Consider the following 14,297-nt stretch of genomic DNA (forward strand, 5'->3'; position numbering starts at 1 on the left):
GGTGCCGACCGGTACGGATAACCCGTGACCTCCTTCGCCCCGGACTCGATCGTCCTCACCCGGAAGCTGCCGCTCTGGTACCAGGTGTCGCAGTCGCTGCGCGCCTCGATACTCGGCCGCTCGCCCCGCGACCCGCTCCGGCTGCCCACCGAGGAGCAGCTGGCCGGGCACTACGGGGTGAGCGTGCTGACCATGCGGCAGGCGCTGAAGGAACTGGAGGACGAGGGGCTGATCACCCGGCACCGCCGCCGGGGCACGTTCATCGAGCCGACCGCGCGGCGCGGGGCCCCGGTGCGGCTGCTGGGCTCGGTCGACGCGATCGTGGCCCAGCAGTCCGGCATGACGACCGAGCTCCTGGACCACGGCCGCACGGCCGTCCCGGCCGAGGTCGCCGAGCACTTCCCGGACCTGACCGAGGTGGCGGCCTACCACCGTCTCAGGAGCGACGAGGAGACGGGCGAGCCCACCAACCACGCCCGCAACTACGTCCGCCCCGAACTGGCCGCCCGCATCGACCCCGACGACCTGCTCCGCTGGCCCATGACGAAGGTGCTGCGCGACGTCGTCGGCGCGGACATCGGCCGGATCACGGACACCGTCGAGGCGCGGCTGGCGGACCCCGAGACGGCCCGGCTGCTCCGGGTCCCGCTGCTGAGCCCGATCCTGCACTACACCGGAGTCACCCATGACGCCTCCGGCCGGGTCCTCGACGCGGCCGTCATCCACTACCGGGGCGACCGCTTCTCGTTCACGGTCACGCTCGACGCGACGTGACGCGCCGCCCGCGAGGCGTCGTACGATGCCCGGCGTGACGCACGACGACGCTCCGTCGCTGGCGGACCTCATGCCGTGGTCCGTCGCACCGCCGCGGCTCGGCCGGGCGTGGCCGGCGGCGCCCGACCCGGCGTCCCTGAAGGCCCGCTGGAACGCCCTGCTCCGGGCCGAAGGCGCCGACCGCGAGGCCCTGTTCGAGCCGACGCGCTCGCGCACCCTGCACTCGGCGGTCGGACAGCTGCCCGGCCTCGTCGGCGGCACACGGAAGCTGGCCCGCGCCGACGGCCCCTGCCCCGAGCCCGTCCGGGTGCTTGCGGCGCCCTTCGACGAGCAGTGGCTGATCCCCGATCAGCGCCTCATCGACGCGGCCCGCCCGGAGTTGTGGCGGGTGGCGGACGACGCGCAGATCTTCGCCGTCGACCTGCCCGACTCGCCGCGCCTGCCGCTGCTGGCGACCTCCCGCCTGCCCCTGCTGCGCCCGGGCCGCGTCCGCCCGCTGTACCGGCGGCCGGGCGGCGCCGAGCCCAACCTCGCGCCGGGGCTGCCGGACCTGCTGCGCCGGCTCGGCCACTCCCCCGATCCGGTGGACTTCCTGGCGTGGACCCTGACCGCCGTCCGCCCCGACCTCACCGTGCCACTCACCCGGGACCCGGAAGTGTGGGCGCGCGGCGTCGAGTCCGGCCACCGCGCCCTGTGGCTGCTGCGGCGGGACGGCGAGCGCCCCAGGCTGCCCGGCGGCCGCCGCCCCTACGTCCGCGCGCCGCTCCCCGCCCGCCCCCTCACCCTGCACTACGACCGCGACGAGGAGAGCCTGCACCTGGACGAGGGCAGGGTGTCCCCCGTCCCGCCCGAGGCCTGGGACTTCGAGACGGGCGGCGTCCGGGTGCTGGAGCAGTGGTTCGCGGCACGGACCGCGCCGGCGACCGGGGCCGGCCCGCTGGCGGCGATCCGCCCCGCGACCTGGCAGCAGACGTGGACCTCCGAACTCCTGGAGCTGATCACGGTGTTGACGCTGCTGGCGGAGACCGCCGCCCGGCGGGCCGAGCTGACGACGGCCGACCCGGTCACGGCGGCGGAGCTGCGCGCGGCGGGCGTCCTGCCGGTCCCGCGGTGGGCACGGCTTCCGGCCACGGTCCTGGACCACCACGAGGAGGGCCCGGAGGGCCAGTTCGCCCTGATCTAGGCTCCACCCCATGGACTCCGTGGATCCGGTCGACCAGGCGCCCGCGCCCTCGTCCCCGCCTCAGCCGCTGCCCCTGGAGGGGCTCACCGTCGTCGCCGTGGAGCAGGCCGTCGCGGCGCCGTTCGCGACCCGGCAGCTCGCCGACCTGGGGGCCCGGGTGATCAAGGTGGAGCGGATCGACGGCGGCGACTTCGCGCGCGGCTACGACACCGCCGCCGCCGGCCTCGCCTCCCACTTCGTGTGGTGCAACCGCGGCAAGGAGTCCGTCGCGCTGGACCTGAAGGATCCGCGCGGGCTGGACGTCGTACGCCGGCTGATCGCCGGCGCCGACGTGTTCGTGCAGAACCTCGCGCAGGGCGCGGCGGCCCGGCTGGGCCTGGACGCGGCCACCCTGTGCGCGACGCATCCGCGGCTGGTCGCCGTGGACATCTCCGGGTACGGGCCGAGCGGCCCCTACGCCGGCAAGCGGGCCTACGACATGCTCGTGCAGTGCGAGGCCGGGCTGGTGTCGGTGACCGGGACGCCCGGACAGCCGGTGAAGGCGGGCATCCCCGCGGCGGACATCGCGGCGGCCATGTACGCCTTCTCCGGCGTGCTGGCGGCGCTGGTGCGGCGGGGCACGACCGGGCGGGGCGGCCCGGTGGAGGTGTCGATGCTGGAGGCGCTCGCCGAGTGGATGGGCCACCCTCTGCACCACACGATCCACGGCGGCACGGCCCCGGCGCGCACCGGCCTCGCGCACGCGGTGATCGCGCCCTACGACGCCTATGCCACGGCCGACGGCGGACAGGTGCTGCTGTCGGTGCAGAACGACCGGGAGTGGCGGCGACTGGCCGAACAGGTCCTCGGACAGGCGGGGTTGGGCACGGATCCGGCGTATGCGACGAACGCGGCACGGGTGACGAACCGGGAGCACACGGACGCCCTGGTGGCGCAGGCGCTGGGCGCGCTGGGCACGGACGACGCGCTGGCCCGGCTGGAGGAGGCGGGCATCGCGTGCGCGCGCCTGCGGGACCTGCACGAACTGGCCGGGCATCCGCAGCTCGCGGCCCGCGCGCGATGGCGGGAGGTGGGGACGCCGGTCGGACCGCTGCGGGCGCTGCTGCCCCCGATCACGCTGCCGGGCGGGGCGGAGGCGCCGATGGGGGACGTGCCCGCGCTCGGCGAGCACACCGAAGCGCTGCTGCGTGCCGTGGGGATGACGGACGAGGAGATCGCAGCGCTGCGCCGGGACGGTGTGGCCGCCTGAGCGCGGGACTCAGCAGGTGAGGACGGGCCGGCCGGTCAGTGCTTGTTCCCGCCGAAGATCGAGCGGCGCAGTCGGCGCAGGGGCGCGAAGAGTGAGACGCGGCTGACCCGGGCCCGCGTCGTCCTGGAACCGGGGTCGCGCACGGGCTCACGCGCCGTCAGCTCCCGCATCAGAGAGGTCGCCTCGACCGTCTCCCGCTGCGGTATGGCGGGACCTCCCAGCACCGAGAGATGGCGGTCCAGGCGCGAACTGGTCGCACTGCTCCCGCAGGTGATCGCAGGGACCCGCGCCCTGCTGTGCATCGCTATCTGTTCCATGTCACTCCCCACCCGTACGAGTCCACCCGGCCCGGGCAGGGTAACCCTATCGCCCCGTCGAGGCACACATGTATCGAGCTCACCTGATTCACCTTCCCCGTAAGGGGGTTGACGACCCCTCCCCGATCACTCTCCGAATCCGACCGATTTCAGGGTGAGTTGGACAACGGGCTGAGTAGTGGGCTGTGGCGATCCACCGTCCGGCTCGACGGTCACAGCGAGTGACGCCGCCGCCTTGTCGAGACCGTCGGCGACCAAGGGCGTGTCGGCCGCGAAGATCCCCAGGGAGCGCGGTTGTGCGCCGGGGCGCATGACCCACAGTTGATGCACCTGTCCGGTGGGCAACGCACCGTATCCGCTCAAGGTGACGATCGCCTGGCCCTCCGAAGCGGAAGCGATCACTCCGATACTGCGGCCCTCGGCGTCCTTCCCGTTGCCCGCCCGGGCGTCCGGGGCTGCGAGAACGTGGGCGATCTCACGTGCCTGGGCGCGCTCGGCGCTCAGCCGGTCCTGGGCGCGGCCGGCCTGGACGGCGAAGAGGGAGGCGACCACGAGAGCCGCGGCGGCGGTGGCCGTCGCCAGCGGCACGAACAGCGGGCGGCGCGCGCGGGGCGTACGGGAGCGTCCCGGCGGTGGCTGCGTGCCCCAGACGTGCGGGGGCAGCTGCGGCGCATGCCCCCGCACCGGCGCGCGCGACGCCTCCTGCGGGGTGCGCTGCACGGCGGCCAGCACCCGCTCGCGCATCGCGGCCGGCGGCGGGGCGGCCGCCGACCAGGCGAGCCGGACGGCGTCCTCGGCCAGCGTCCGCACGTCGGCGGCGCAGCGGACACAGCCCTTGAGGTGTCTTTCGAAACGGCGCCGCTCGTCGGCGTCGAGCGCGTCGAGCGCGTAGGGGGCGGCCAGCGAGTGCGGGTCCTCGCGGCGGAACAGGCCGAGCAGACTCATGCGGCGCCTCCCAGGCAGTCGCGCAGCCGCGTGAGCCCGTCACGCATCCGTGTCTTGACCGTGCCGAGCGGCAGCGAGAGCCGGTCGGCCACCTCACGGTACGTGTAGCCGTCGTAGTAGGCGAGGGTGACGGACTGGCGCTGAAGGGCCGTCAGCCGGTTGAGGCAGCGGCGGACCAACTGGCGCTCCAGACCCGCTTCGACCTCCTCGGCCACCTGGTCGAAGGCGGGATCGTGATAGCGCGAGGCCTCGCGCTGCTCGCGGTCGACGGCCGCCCGGGCGCTGCGCACCCGGTCGACGGCCCGGCGGTGGGCGAGGGTGAGGATCCAGGAGAGCGCGCTGCCGCGGTTCGGGTCGAAGCGGCCGGCGGAACGCCAGGCCTCCAGAAGCACCTCCTGGGCGACCTCCTCCGACTGCGCGGGATCGCGCACGACCCGGCGCACGAGTCCGAACACCGGCCCGGAGACGAGGGCGTAGAGCCGTTCGAACGCCCGCTGGTCGCCCCCCGCCACCAGCACCAGAAGCTCGTCCGCCTCCATGCCGTCCCCCTCCCTGCGACCGCCGCACCCGGGCCGCCCCGTCACACCAGGCATCCGCAAACGAACACACCTCCGGTGGATGGGTACGGATCGAAGAGGCGAAAACGCGGGTGAGCAGGAAAGAAAAAGTTTTTTGCTCCGGACCAATCCGAACCCGCCCTCCGCTCCGTATCACTGTCCGTCAGGCAACTTGGCACAGAGGACGGACGGCATGACAGCTTTCTCCAGGAGCGGCAACGGACGCAGGAGCGTCGCGACCCTCATATGCGGTGCGTTGGCCGCCGGGGGGCTCGCAGCCGCCGGCGCGGCCGCGCTGGCCCCGGGGGCCGCCTACGCCTCCAGCCACCGGGAGGCTCCTCTCATCTCGGGGACCCCGCAGTACGACAACACGGACCTCTACGCGTTCGTCAGCCCGGACCATCCGGACACGACGACCATCATCGCGAACGTCATCCCCTTCGAGGAGCCCGGCGGAGGCCCGAACTTCTACCAGTTCGCCGAGGACGCCCAGTACGACGTCCGCATCGACAACAACGGCGACGCCAAGGAAGACCTGATCTTCCGCTACACCTTCAAGACGAACGTCAAGAACCGGAAGTCGTTCCTCTACAACACCGGCGTGGTCGACAGCCTGTATGACCCCGACCTGAACGTCACGCAGTCCTACGACCTGGAGCTGATCAAGCTCAAGAAGGGGAAGGTCGAGCACGAGACCAAGCTCGCGGACGACGTGCCGGTGGCCCCGTCCAACGTGGGCAAGGCCTCGATGCCGAAGTACTCGAAGCTGCGCGACCAGGCGATCTACAAGCTGTCCAACGGCTCCAAGACGTTCGCCGGCCAGGCCGACGACCCGTTCTTCGCCGACCTGCGCGTCTTCGATCTGCTGTACGGCGGCGACCTCTCCGAGGTCGGCAACGACACCCTCAAGGGCTACAACGTCAACACGATCGCCCTCCAGGTGCCGAACGACCTGATCGCCGAGTCGAAGCACCAGCCGGTCGTCGGCGTCTGGTCGACCACCCAGCGCCAGAACGCCGAGGGCTACTACACGCAGGTCTCGCGGCTGGGCAACCCGCTGGTCAACGAGGTCGTCAACCCGATCAAGGACAAGGACAAGTTCAACGCGTCCAAGCCCAAGGACGACGGCCAGTTCCTGAAGAACGTCACCAACCCCGAGCTGCCCAAGCTCATCGAGGCGATCTACAAGATCAAGGCGCCGGCCGAGCCGCGCAACGACCTCGTCGACGTGTTCCTCAAGGGCGTCAAGGGCCTCAACCAGCCCCCTTACGTGACGCCGTCGGAGGAGCTGCGCCTCAACACCTCGATCAAGCCGACCGCCAGCCCCAAGCGGCTCGGCGTCCTGGACGGCGACAACGCGGGCTTCCCGAACGGCCGTCGCCTCACCGACGACGTGATCGACGCCTCGCTCCAGGTCGTCGAGGGCGAGCTGGTCGGCTCCAAGAACGACCTGGGCGACGCGGTCGACAAGAACGACAAGAGCTTCGAGAAGTACTTCCCCTACATCGCCCTGCCGACCGAGGGGTCGCGCGGCGCGACCGCCAAGAGCGGCGCCGACGTCAAGAGCCAGCTCGGTGACGCCCTCACGGGCTCCGCGGACAACACCACGCTGATCGCGTCCTCCGCGGGCGCCGGCGCGGCGGGCATCCTCCTCATCGGCGGCGGCCTGATGTGGTGGCGGGGGCGGCGGCGGGCCTACTAGGCCCTCCCACTGAGCGGGCCGGGGAGAATCCTGCGCTCCCCGGCCCTGCCCCACCGACTGGCGCGGCCCGCGTACTCATCCCCCACGGCGCGGGCCGCGCCGCCTCACGCGAGCACACAGAACCACCTCAGGCGACCTAGGAGAGGGCATGTCCCCGCGGACGAACGACGGCGAACCGGAGCCCACCCGACCGGCCTGTGCCCGACCGGCGCCGGTCACCGGCCGGCCGGTCACCGGCGCACCGGACTCCGACACGGAGACCTCCGGCACGGAGGCCTCCGGCACGCGGACCGTGACGGGCGACGAGCCCCGCGCCGCCGACGCCGGCACCGATGCCGGGACGGACGCCGGCGCGGGCACGGAAGCCGGCGCGGTCCCCCTCGCCGAGGCCGACACGGACGCCCGCGCCGCCTCCCCCACCGCCGCGGGAGCCGACCGTGACGGAACCGAGCACGACGAGACCGGACACGACGGGACCGGACACGACCGAACCGGACATGACGGGACCGAGCACGACGGGACCGACGCGGACGCCGACGCACGTGACGCGGCAGGCGAGGCGGAGGCCGCGGTCGAGGCCGGCGCCGACGACCGGGTCGCCGCCGTGCGGCGGGCGGGGGCGGCGGGCCGTCGCTGGCGGGCCGCCCAACTCACCGCCTGCGCCGCGATGCTGGCCGTGGCGCTGACCGCCGGGGTGATCGCGCTCGGAGCGGCGCGCGAGGGACGGGACACGCCCGTGGCGACCGCCGCCGCAGTCTCCCCCGGTCTGCTCGCCGGCGGCGACCTCGACGCGAGCATCACCGCCCTGCAAGCCCATCTGCGCGCCCAGCCCAGGGACTTCGGCGGGTGGGCCACCCTCGGGCTGGCCTACGTCGAGCAGGCCCGCACCAAGGGGGACCCGTCCCGCTATCCGCAGGCCGAGCAGGCCCTGAAGCGGTCCCTCTCCCTGCGCTCCGACAACGACCAGGCGCTGGCCGGCCGGGCCGCCCTCGCCGCCGCGCGGCACGACTTCGCCGACGCCCTGCTGCTGGCGGACCGGGCCCTGCGGCAGAACCCCTACAACGAACGGGCCCTCTGCTCCCGTATCGACGCCCTCGTCGAGCTGGGCCGCTACGACGACGCCGAGGCCGCCGTCAAGCTCGCGGACCTGAGGCGGCCCGGGGTCCCGGTGTTCACCCGCTACGCCTACGTCCACGAACTGCGCGGCGACGTCGCCACCGCCCGCCGGGTCCTGGAGCGCGCGCTCGCCGCGTCCACCTCGCCCGGAGACATCGCCTACGTCGCCGCCCAGCTCGGCCAGCTCGCCTGGAACCAGGGCGACTACGCCACGGCCCTCACCCACTACGCCCGCGCCCTCGCCGCCGACGAGAACTACCTCCCCGCGCTGGAGGGCCGCGCCCGCGCCCAGGCGGCGAGCGGCCGGCAGGCGGAGGCCGTCGAAGGACTGGAGCTGATCGTCGCCCGCTATCCGCTGCCCGGACCTCTGGTGGAGCTCGGCGAGCTGTACGAGGCCCGGGGGCGTGCGGGCGACAAGGAGAAGGCCGAGGAGCAGTACACGCTCGTCGACGCGTGGACGGCGATCGCCCGCGCCAACGGCGTCAACGCCGACCTGGACACCGCGCTCGCCGCCGCCGACCACGGCGACCGGGCGACGGCCCTGCGGGCGGCCCGCGACGACTGGTCCCGCCGGCACACCGTGCACACGGCGGACGCCCTGGCCTGGGCCCTGCACGTCAACGGCAAGGACGCCGAGGCCCTCCCCTACGCCCGCCAGGCCACGGCCACCGGCTTCCGCAACGCGGCCTTCCTCTACCACCGCGGCGTGATCGAGAAGGCCGCCGGACATCCCGCCGACGCCCGCACCCACCTGGCCGCCGCGCTGAAGCTGAACCCCGGCTTCTCACCGCTGGGTGCCCGGCAGGCCCGCGCGGCGCTCAAGACGCCGGAGGCGGGCAAGTGAGCGCCCGTCGGCTGTTCGCCTCCTGCGCGGCCGTGCTCACGGCCGGCTGCGCGCTCGTGCTGGTTCCTTCCGCCGGCGCGAGCGCGCACCCCCTGGGCAACTTCACCGTCAACCGCTACGACGGTCTCGTGGCCGCCCCGGGACAGCTGCGGGTCGACCACGTCGAGGACCTCGCCGAGATCCCGGCGACCCAGGCCAAGCCCGACATCGAGCGGCTCGGGATCGACGCCTGGGCGAAGGAGCGCTGCGCCACGGCCGCCTCCGGCAGCAGGCTCACCGTCGACGGCCGTGCCGTGACCCTCACGGCGGGCGCTGCCAAGGCGTCCGTACGGCCCGGTCAGGCGGGGCTCGACACCCTGCGCGTCGCGTGCCGGCTGACCGCCCCGCTGCCCGACGGCGCCGACGGGGGCGCCGTGTCCGTCGGCTTCCACAGCGCGGGCGTCTCCTCCGGACCCGGCTGGCGGGAGATCACCGCGCGCGGCGACCGGATGACGCTGACCGCCTCCGACGTCCCGGAGAAGTCGGTGTCGGGCGAACTGACCAGCTACCCCAAGGAGTTGCTCTCCTCCCCGGCGGACACCGCGACCGCGTCCCTGCGGGTGCGGCCGGGCGGCGCCGCGCTCGTCGAGGAGCACCGGGACGCGCCGGCCGCGTCGGTGCTGCCGCGTGGCGCCGACCGCTGGACCCGGGCCCTGGACGACCTGGTCGCCCGTCAGCACCTCACCCTCGGGTTCGCCGCGCTGGCCCTGGTGATCGCCGTCGGTCTCGGCGCGCTGCACGCGGTCGCCCCCGGCCACGGCAAGACCATCATGGCCGCGACGGCGGCCGCCCGGGGCGGCCGGGCGCGGATGAAGGACGTCCTCCCGCTCGCCGCGTCGGTCACCGTCACCCACACGCTCGGCGTCGTCGCCCTGGGTCTCCTCGTCACCGCCGGTTCGGCCGCGGCGCCCTCGGTGATCGCCTGGCTGGGGCTGGCGAGCGGCGCGCTGGTGCTCTTCGCGGGCGCGACCCTCGCCCGTCGCGCCTGGCGCGGCCGCGGCGGCGCGGGCGCCGCACACGGACACACCCATCCGCATCCCCACCCCCATCCGCACCCGCACCCGCACCCGCACCCGCACCCGCAGGGCGCGCACTCCCACCCCCCGAAGCCCGCGAAGACCGCGGACCGTCAACTCGCCCTCGTCGGGGCCACCACCGCGCACACGCATGCCCATCACGACCACGGCGACGCCCACGAGCCCGGTCACGACCACGACCACGACCACGACCACGAGCGTCCCCGCGAAGACGAGCAAGGGCACGAGCACGGGCACACGCACACCCACGGCGGCCACACCCACAGCCATGCCGTCGCCCCCACCCTGCGCGGCACGCTCCTGCTCGGGTTCGCCGGCGGCATGGTGCCCAGTCCCTCGGCGGTGGTCGTGCTGGTCGGCGCGGCCGCGCTCGGGCAGGCCTGGTTCGGACTGCTGCTCGTCGTCGCGTACGGCGTCGGCCTCGCGCTGACCCTGACCGCCGCCGGGTTCGCCGTCGTGCGGCTCGGCGCGGGCGCCACCCGCCTGCTGGACCGGCAGCCGCGCTGGACCGGCCACCCGGCCGTGACGCTGGTGCGCCGCAACCTGCCCCTGTGGTCCGCCTTCCTCGTGGTGGCCCTCGGCGCCGGACTGGTGCTCAAGGGGGCCGCATCCGTACTGGGCTGAGCTACGTTGGTGGGGTTGCGGAGGTTTTCGCCCGGATGCGAAGAGCGAAATGGGGGCGCGGTGTTCGAAGAACCGGGCAGTGAACGTCTGATCGCGGGTCGCTACCGTCTGCTGACCCCGCTCGGCGAGGGCGGCATGGGCACGGTGTGGCGGGCCCGTGACGAGGTGCTGCACCGTGAGGTCGCCGTCAAGGAGGTGCGCGCGCCGCATGGGCTGGCCGCCTCCGACGTCGAGCGCCTGTACGCCCGGCTGGAGCGCGAGGCGTGGGCCGCGGCCCGGGTCGCGAACCGGAACGTCGTCACCGTGTACGACGTGGCGACCCAGGACGGGCGGCCGTGGATCGTCATGGAGATCGTGCACGGGATCTCCCTCGCCGAACTGCTCGACGCGGAGGGTCCGCTCGACCCTGCGCGGGCCGCGCACATCGGCGCCGAGGTGCTGGCCGCACTGCGGGCCGCGCACGAGGCGGGGGTGCTGCACCGGGACGTCAAGCCGGCGAACGTGCTGATGTCGAACGACGGCCGGGTGGTCCTCACCGACTTCGGCATCGCGACCGTCGAGGGCACCTCGGCGCTGACCATGACCGGCGAGGTCATCGGCTCCCCCGAGTTCCTCGCGCCGGAGCGCGCGCTGGGGCGTACGCCGGGGCCCGAGTCGGACCTGTGGTCCCTGGGCGTGCTGCTCTACGCGGCGGTCGAGGGCAACTCCCCGTTCCGGCACGACACTCCGCTGAGCACGCTGCGGGCGATCGTCGACGAGGAGCTGCCGCCGCCGCGCCGGGCCGGACCGCTCGCACCGGTGATCGACGGGCTGTTGCGCAAGGATCCGGCCGAACGGCTGCCCGCCGACCGGGCCGAGCGGGACCTGCGGCTCGTCGCCGCCGGGGGCACGCCCTACGGAGCGGGCGGCACCCGTGCGGACGCCGTCCGCGGGGCGCCGTATCCGCCGACGGCGCAGACCCCGGCCGAACCCTTCCGGCACGAGCCGCCCGCCTCCGCCGCGCCCCCGCCCTGGACGACCGTCCCGGCGGGCTCCCCCGGGACGACCGCCTCCTCGGCGGAACCGGACCGGGGCCGGCGCGCCGGCCTGCTCCTCGTCGCGGGGGCGGCGGTGCTGGCGCTGGCGGTCGCCGGGCTGACGTACGGGCTGCTGAATCACGACGGCGGCCACCAGGGCGGCTCCGGCGGGGTCACGAACAGCGCTTCCGAGGCGGTGAGTTCGCCCGCGCCGCGGCAGGAGTCCAGTGAGACGGCCGCCGAGTCGCCGGGCTCGGGCGAGAGCCCGAGCGAGAGCGCCTCCTCCGCCGCGCCGGAGCAGACGGTCCGGGTCAGCGTCGCCGGCGCGCACACGGACTACTCCGGCGCGTGTCCGCCGCCGGACGCCGACGCGCCCGCCTTCACCGCGACGATCACGGTGGGACGGCTGCCCGCGACGGTGTCCTACCGCTGGGTGTCGCAGGAGGGCGAGCTGTCCGGGCACACCTGGAAGACGCTCGACTTCCCGTCGGGCGGCGGGAAGTCGAAGCAGGACAAGGTGACCGTGTCCACGTACGCCGAGAGCGGCACGTACCGCAACGCCATCGCCGTCGAGGTGCGCGACCCGGTGAAGGCGACGTCGGAGGCGGTGCCGTTCTCGGTCACCTGCGAGACGGAGACCCCGTCGGGCGGGGCCTCCCCCTCGTCCTCGCCGTCCGAATGAGCCGGGCGGCGGGGCTCAGGCCGTGCCGGTGAGGACGGGCAGGTAGCCGCCCGACTGGCCGGACGCGGTCGGGTGGTAGGACTCGCCGATGTTCAGCAGGTCGAGGCTGTGCAGCCAGGAGCTGCCGGAGCAGATCTCGTGGCCGCCGAACGGGGTGCGCACGTCGCCGAAGACGAAGCCGTGGGCGGCGGCGCGCCGGGCGACGGCGGCGTCGAGGTAGTCGGCCGCGCCGTTGATGGCGGAGCGCTTGGTCTCGGACAGGCCGAGGCAGAGCGCGCCGAGGCGGTAGAAGCGGGGATAGCCGATGACGACGACGCGCGCGTTGGGCGCCTTGGAGCGGATCGCCGAGTAGACGCCGTCGAGTTTGCCGGGGAGCGTGGAGTCGACGTAGGCCCTGGCGGTGTCGATACGGCTCAGGCAGCCGCTGTCGGAGCTGGTGACACAGGTCGTCATGACGTCGGCGAATCCGGCGTCATTGCCGCCGACGGTGATCGAGACGAGGCCGGTGGAGGAGCTCAGGCCGCCGAGCTGACTCGCCAGAACATCACCCGTACGGGCTCCCGAACAAGCCGCGAAGGTGAACGAGGCGGGGGCGTGGGCGGCGTTCCAGAGGTACGGGTACGCCTTGGTGCTGCGCTTGCAGTCGCCGCTGGAGCTGAGGTAGCTCCCCGCGCCGACGCCGGAGGAGTAGGAGTCGCCGAGGGCCACGTAGCCGCCTGTGGAGGCGAGTTGGGATCCCTGCGCGGAGGCCGCCCCGGTGAGGGCGGTTCCGAGGGCGAGGAGGACTGAGCTGACGAATACGACAAGTCGGGAACGTCTCATGGAACCTCCTTTAGCAGGTTCTCTGCCACAACTTTCGTAGCAACCGGCCGCGTTGAGGGGAAGTGTCCATGCCAAAACTTTCGGGGCCGCCAAGTCCCCCGGTGCACACGGGCGTCCGTCGCCACCAGGGGCCACAGGACCGCGGCGCGCCGGGCCGTTCACCACGGGCAGGGGTGGTCGGCAGGATCCGTCGCAACGGGCCTGCGCGACACTCCCGGCCCAGCAGCGCACCCCGGAAACCGGGTGCGGACGGGGGCCGGGTGCCCGATCATGGCCGCATGTCTGCCCAGCCACAGGACGCTCTGCCGATCCGGCTCACCGTCGACGACTCCGACTCGCCGTCCGATGTCGTCGACGCGCTGTTCCTCGGCCGCTTCGCGACCGGCGAGCAGCCGTACTCGCACGCCACGAACATCGACCGCGTACGCTCCGGCGCGACCCTGCTGCCGGCGCACGCCCGTGTGCTGCGGGTCGCCCGCGACGAGGACCGCAGCGCCACCCTGGCCGAGGGGGACGGCTGGACGCTGCTGGTCTCGCGCTGGAACCGCGGCGCCGACGTCACGGTCACCGCCACCACCGCCGAACTGGCCGCCAAGGTGCTCGACGAGGCGACCGAGGGCGCGGCGGACGAGCCCGAGCCCCAGCCCGAGAACGTGACCATGGGCTTCTGGTACGTCTCCCCCCGGCGCGGCCCGCACCGCACGACCCGTCAGATCTCCGCGGGCACCTGGGACAAGGTGCGCGCGAACTACACGGCCCCCGTCGCCGAGGCGATGGACAGCCTGATGACGACGACCCCGCAGGACATCGCCGGCCGGCTGCTCCTGCTGCACGGCCCGCCCGGCACCGGCAAGACCTCGGCGCTGCGCACCCTGGCCCGCTCCTGGCGGGAGTGGTGCCAGGTGGACTGCGTCCTGGACCCCGAACGCCTCTTCTCCGACGTCGGCTATCTGATGGACATCGCGATCGGCGAGGAGGACGGCACGGGCAAGGGCCGCTGGCGGCTGCTGCTCCTGGAGGACTGCGACGAACTGATCCGCGGGGAGGCCAAGCACACCGCGGGGCAGGCCCTGTCCCGGCTGCTGAACCTCACCGACGGCCTGCTCGGGCAGGGCCGCAACGTGCTGGTCGGGGTCACCACCAACGAGGACCTGGAGCGGCTGCACCCCGCCGTGGTGCGCCCCGGCCGCTGTCTGGCCCGCATCGAGGTCGGCCCGCTGACCCGCCGGGAGGCCGTGGACTGGCTGGGCACGAAGGAGGGGGTCGGCCGCGAGGGCGCCACGCTGGCGGAGCTGTACGCGCTGCGCCGGGGCGTCTCGCCCACCTCGCTGCCGGAGCCGCGGGGCGGGACGGACGCGGGCCTGTACCTGTGAACGCCGGGGGCCACGCG

12 protein-coding genes are annotated in these 14,297 nt (G+C 73.9%); 8 read left to right on the forward strand and 4 right to left on the reverse strand.

Annotation, left to right across the window (positions count from 1 at the left end):
* Window positions 1-24: 24 nt before the first annotated feature.
* From ACFVYK_RS18930 to ACFVYK_RS18940, 3 genes are read left to right on the forward strand one after another with little or no spacing between them, the layout of a single operon-like run.
* Window positions 25-774 carry a GntR family transcriptional regulator gene (locus tag ACFVYK_RS18930; protein WP_389775104.1) on the forward strand — a complete coding sequence of 250 codons (750 nt, stop codon included), beginning with the start codon at window positions 25-27 and terminating at the stop codon, window positions 772-774.
* A gap of 25 nt (window positions 775-799) precedes the next feature.
* The gene (locus tag ACFVYK_RS18935; RefSeq protein ID WP_389775106.1) at window positions 800-1,957 is read left to right on the forward strand and encodes a type ISP restriction/modification enzyme; all 1,158 of its coding nucleotides are present in this window, start codon (window positions 800-802) and stop codon (window positions 1,955-1,957) included.
* A gap of 10 nt (window positions 1,958-1,967) precedes the next feature.
* A complete protein-coding gene (locus tag ACFVYK_RS18940) occupies window positions 1,968-3,206 on the forward strand; it encodes a CaiB/BaiF CoA transferase family protein (protein WP_389775109.1) in 1,239 nt (412 codons plus the stop codon).
* 35 nt (window positions 3,207-3,241) lie between these two features.
* Here ACFVYK_RS18940 and ACFVYK_RS18945 read toward each other — a convergent pair whose 3' ends face one another.
* The 3 genes from ACFVYK_RS18945 to ACFVYK_RS18955 form a co-directional block, all read right to left on the reverse strand.
* On the reverse strand, window positions 3,242-3,523 hold the full coding sequence (locus tag ACFVYK_RS18945) for a hypothetical protein (RefSeq protein ID WP_389775111.1): 282 nt from the start codon (window positions 3,521-3,523) through the stop codon (window positions 3,242-3,244).
* Between the two features lie 126 nt (window positions 3,524-3,649).
* Window positions 3,650-4,468, reverse strand: a complete 819-nt coding sequence (locus ACFVYK_RS18950; protein ID WP_389775113.1) for an anti-sigma factor domain-containing protein — start codon at window positions 4,466-4,468, stop codon at window positions 3,650-3,652.
* Window positions 4,465-5,007: a sigma-70 family RNA polymerase sigma factor gene (locus ACFVYK_RS18955; protein WP_256907449.1), complete on the reverse strand. Its 543-nt coding sequence runs from the start codon at window positions 5,005-5,007 to the stop codon at window positions 4,465-4,467. The genes ACFVYK_RS18950 and ACFVYK_RS18955 overlap by 4 nt, the downstream gene beginning before the upstream one ends.
* Window positions 5,008-5,218: 211 nt before the next feature.
* On the opposite strand from ACFVYK_RS18955, the gene ACFVYK_RS18960 reads away from it, so the two are divergent.
* The 4 genes from ACFVYK_RS18960 to ACFVYK_RS18975 all read left to right on the forward strand — a co-directional run bounded on the left by ACFVYK_RS18960 (window position 5,219) and on the right by ACFVYK_RS18975 (window position 12,085).
* The gene (locus ACFVYK_RS18960) at window positions 5,219-6,727 is read left to right on the forward strand and encodes a DUF4331 domain-containing protein (protein ID WP_389775116.1); all 1,509 of its coding nucleotides are present in this window, start codon (window positions 5,219-5,221) and stop codon (window positions 6,725-6,727) included.
* Between the two features lie 148 nt (window positions 6,728-6,875).
* Entirely contained in the window at window positions 6,876-8,687 is a 1,812-nt protein-coding gene (locus ACFVYK_RS18965) for a tetratricopeptide repeat protein (protein WP_389775119.1), read from the forward strand.
* Window positions 8,684-10,387 (forward strand): nickel transporter, encoded by a 1,704-nt coding sequence (locus ACFVYK_RS18970; RefSeq protein WP_389775122.1) that lies wholly within the window; start codon window positions 8,684-8,686, stop codon window positions 10,385-10,387. The genes ACFVYK_RS18965 and ACFVYK_RS18970 overlap by 4 nt, the downstream gene beginning before the upstream one ends.
* 60 nt (window positions 10,388-10,447) lie before the next feature.
* On the forward strand, window positions 10,448-12,085 hold the full coding sequence (locus tag ACFVYK_RS18975; RefSeq protein WP_389775125.1) for a serine/threonine-protein kinase: 1,638 nt from the start codon (window positions 10,448-10,450) through the stop codon (window positions 12,083-12,085).
* Window positions 12,086-12,100: 15 nt separating this feature from the next.
* On the opposite strand, the gene ACFVYK_RS18980 is transcribed toward ACFVYK_RS18975, so the two are convergent.
* Complete coding sequence (locus ACFVYK_RS18980; protein WP_389775128.1) at window positions 12,101-12,907, reverse strand: SGNH/GDSL hydrolase family protein; 807 nt, start codon at window positions 12,905-12,907, stop codon at window positions 12,101-12,103.
* A 278-nt stretch (window positions 12,908-13,185) separates the two neighbouring features.
* On the opposite strand from ACFVYK_RS18980, the gene ACFVYK_RS18985 reads away from it, so the two are divergent.
* On the forward strand, window positions 13,186-14,280 hold the full coding sequence (locus ACFVYK_RS18985; RefSeq protein ID WP_389775131.1) for a DUF5925 domain-containing protein: 1,095 nt from the start codon (window positions 13,186-13,188) through the stop codon (window positions 14,278-14,280).
* The last annotated feature ends 17 nt before the right edge of the window (window positions 14,281-14,297 follow it).

The organism is Streptomyces sp. NPDC058291, from assembly GCF_042880855.1.
Lineage (GTDB): Bacteria > Actinomycetota > Actinomycetes > Streptomycetales > Streptomycetaceae > Streptomyces.

What these genes read in the sequence shown, in the direction of transcription:
- ACFVYK_RS18935 (WP_389775106.1), top strand. Translation starts at nt 800, where the DNA reads ATGCCCGGCGTGACGCACGACGACGCTCCGTCGCTGGCGGACCTCATG.
- ACFVYK_RS18940 (WP_389775109.1), top strand. Translation starts at nt 1,968, where the DNA reads ATGGACTCCGTGGATCCGGTCGACCAGGCGCCCGCGCCCTCGTCCCCG.
- ACFVYK_RS18945 (WP_389775111.1), bottom strand. Translation starts at nt 3,523, where the DNA reads ATGGAACAGATAGCGATGCACAGCAGGGCGCGGGTCCCTGCGATCACC.
- ACFVYK_RS18950 (WP_389775113.1), bottom strand. Translation starts at nt 4,468, where the DNA reads ATGAGTCTGCTCGGCCTGTTCCGCCGCGAGGACCCGCACTCGCTGGCC.
- ACFVYK_RS18955 (WP_256907449.1), bottom strand. Translation starts at nt 5,007, where the DNA reads ATGGAGGCGGACGAGCTTCTGGTGCTGGTGGCGGGGGGCGACCAGCGG.
- ACFVYK_RS18960 (WP_389775116.1), top strand. Translation starts at nt 5,219, where the DNA reads ATGACAGCTTTCTCCAGGAGCGGCAACGGACGCAGGAGCGTCGCGACC.
- ACFVYK_RS18965 (WP_389775119.1), top strand. Translation starts at nt 6,876, where the DNA reads ATGTCCCCGCGGACGAACGACGGCGAACCGGAGCCCACCCGACCGGCC.
- ACFVYK_RS18980 (WP_389775128.1), bottom strand. Translation starts at nt 12,907, where the DNA reads ATGAGACGTTCCCGACTTGTCGTATTCGTCAGCTCAGTCCTCCTCGCC.
- ACFVYK_RS18985 (WP_389775131.1), top strand. Translation starts at nt 13,186, where the DNA reads ATGTCTGCCCAGCCACAGGACGCTCTGCCGATCCGGCTCACCGTCGAC.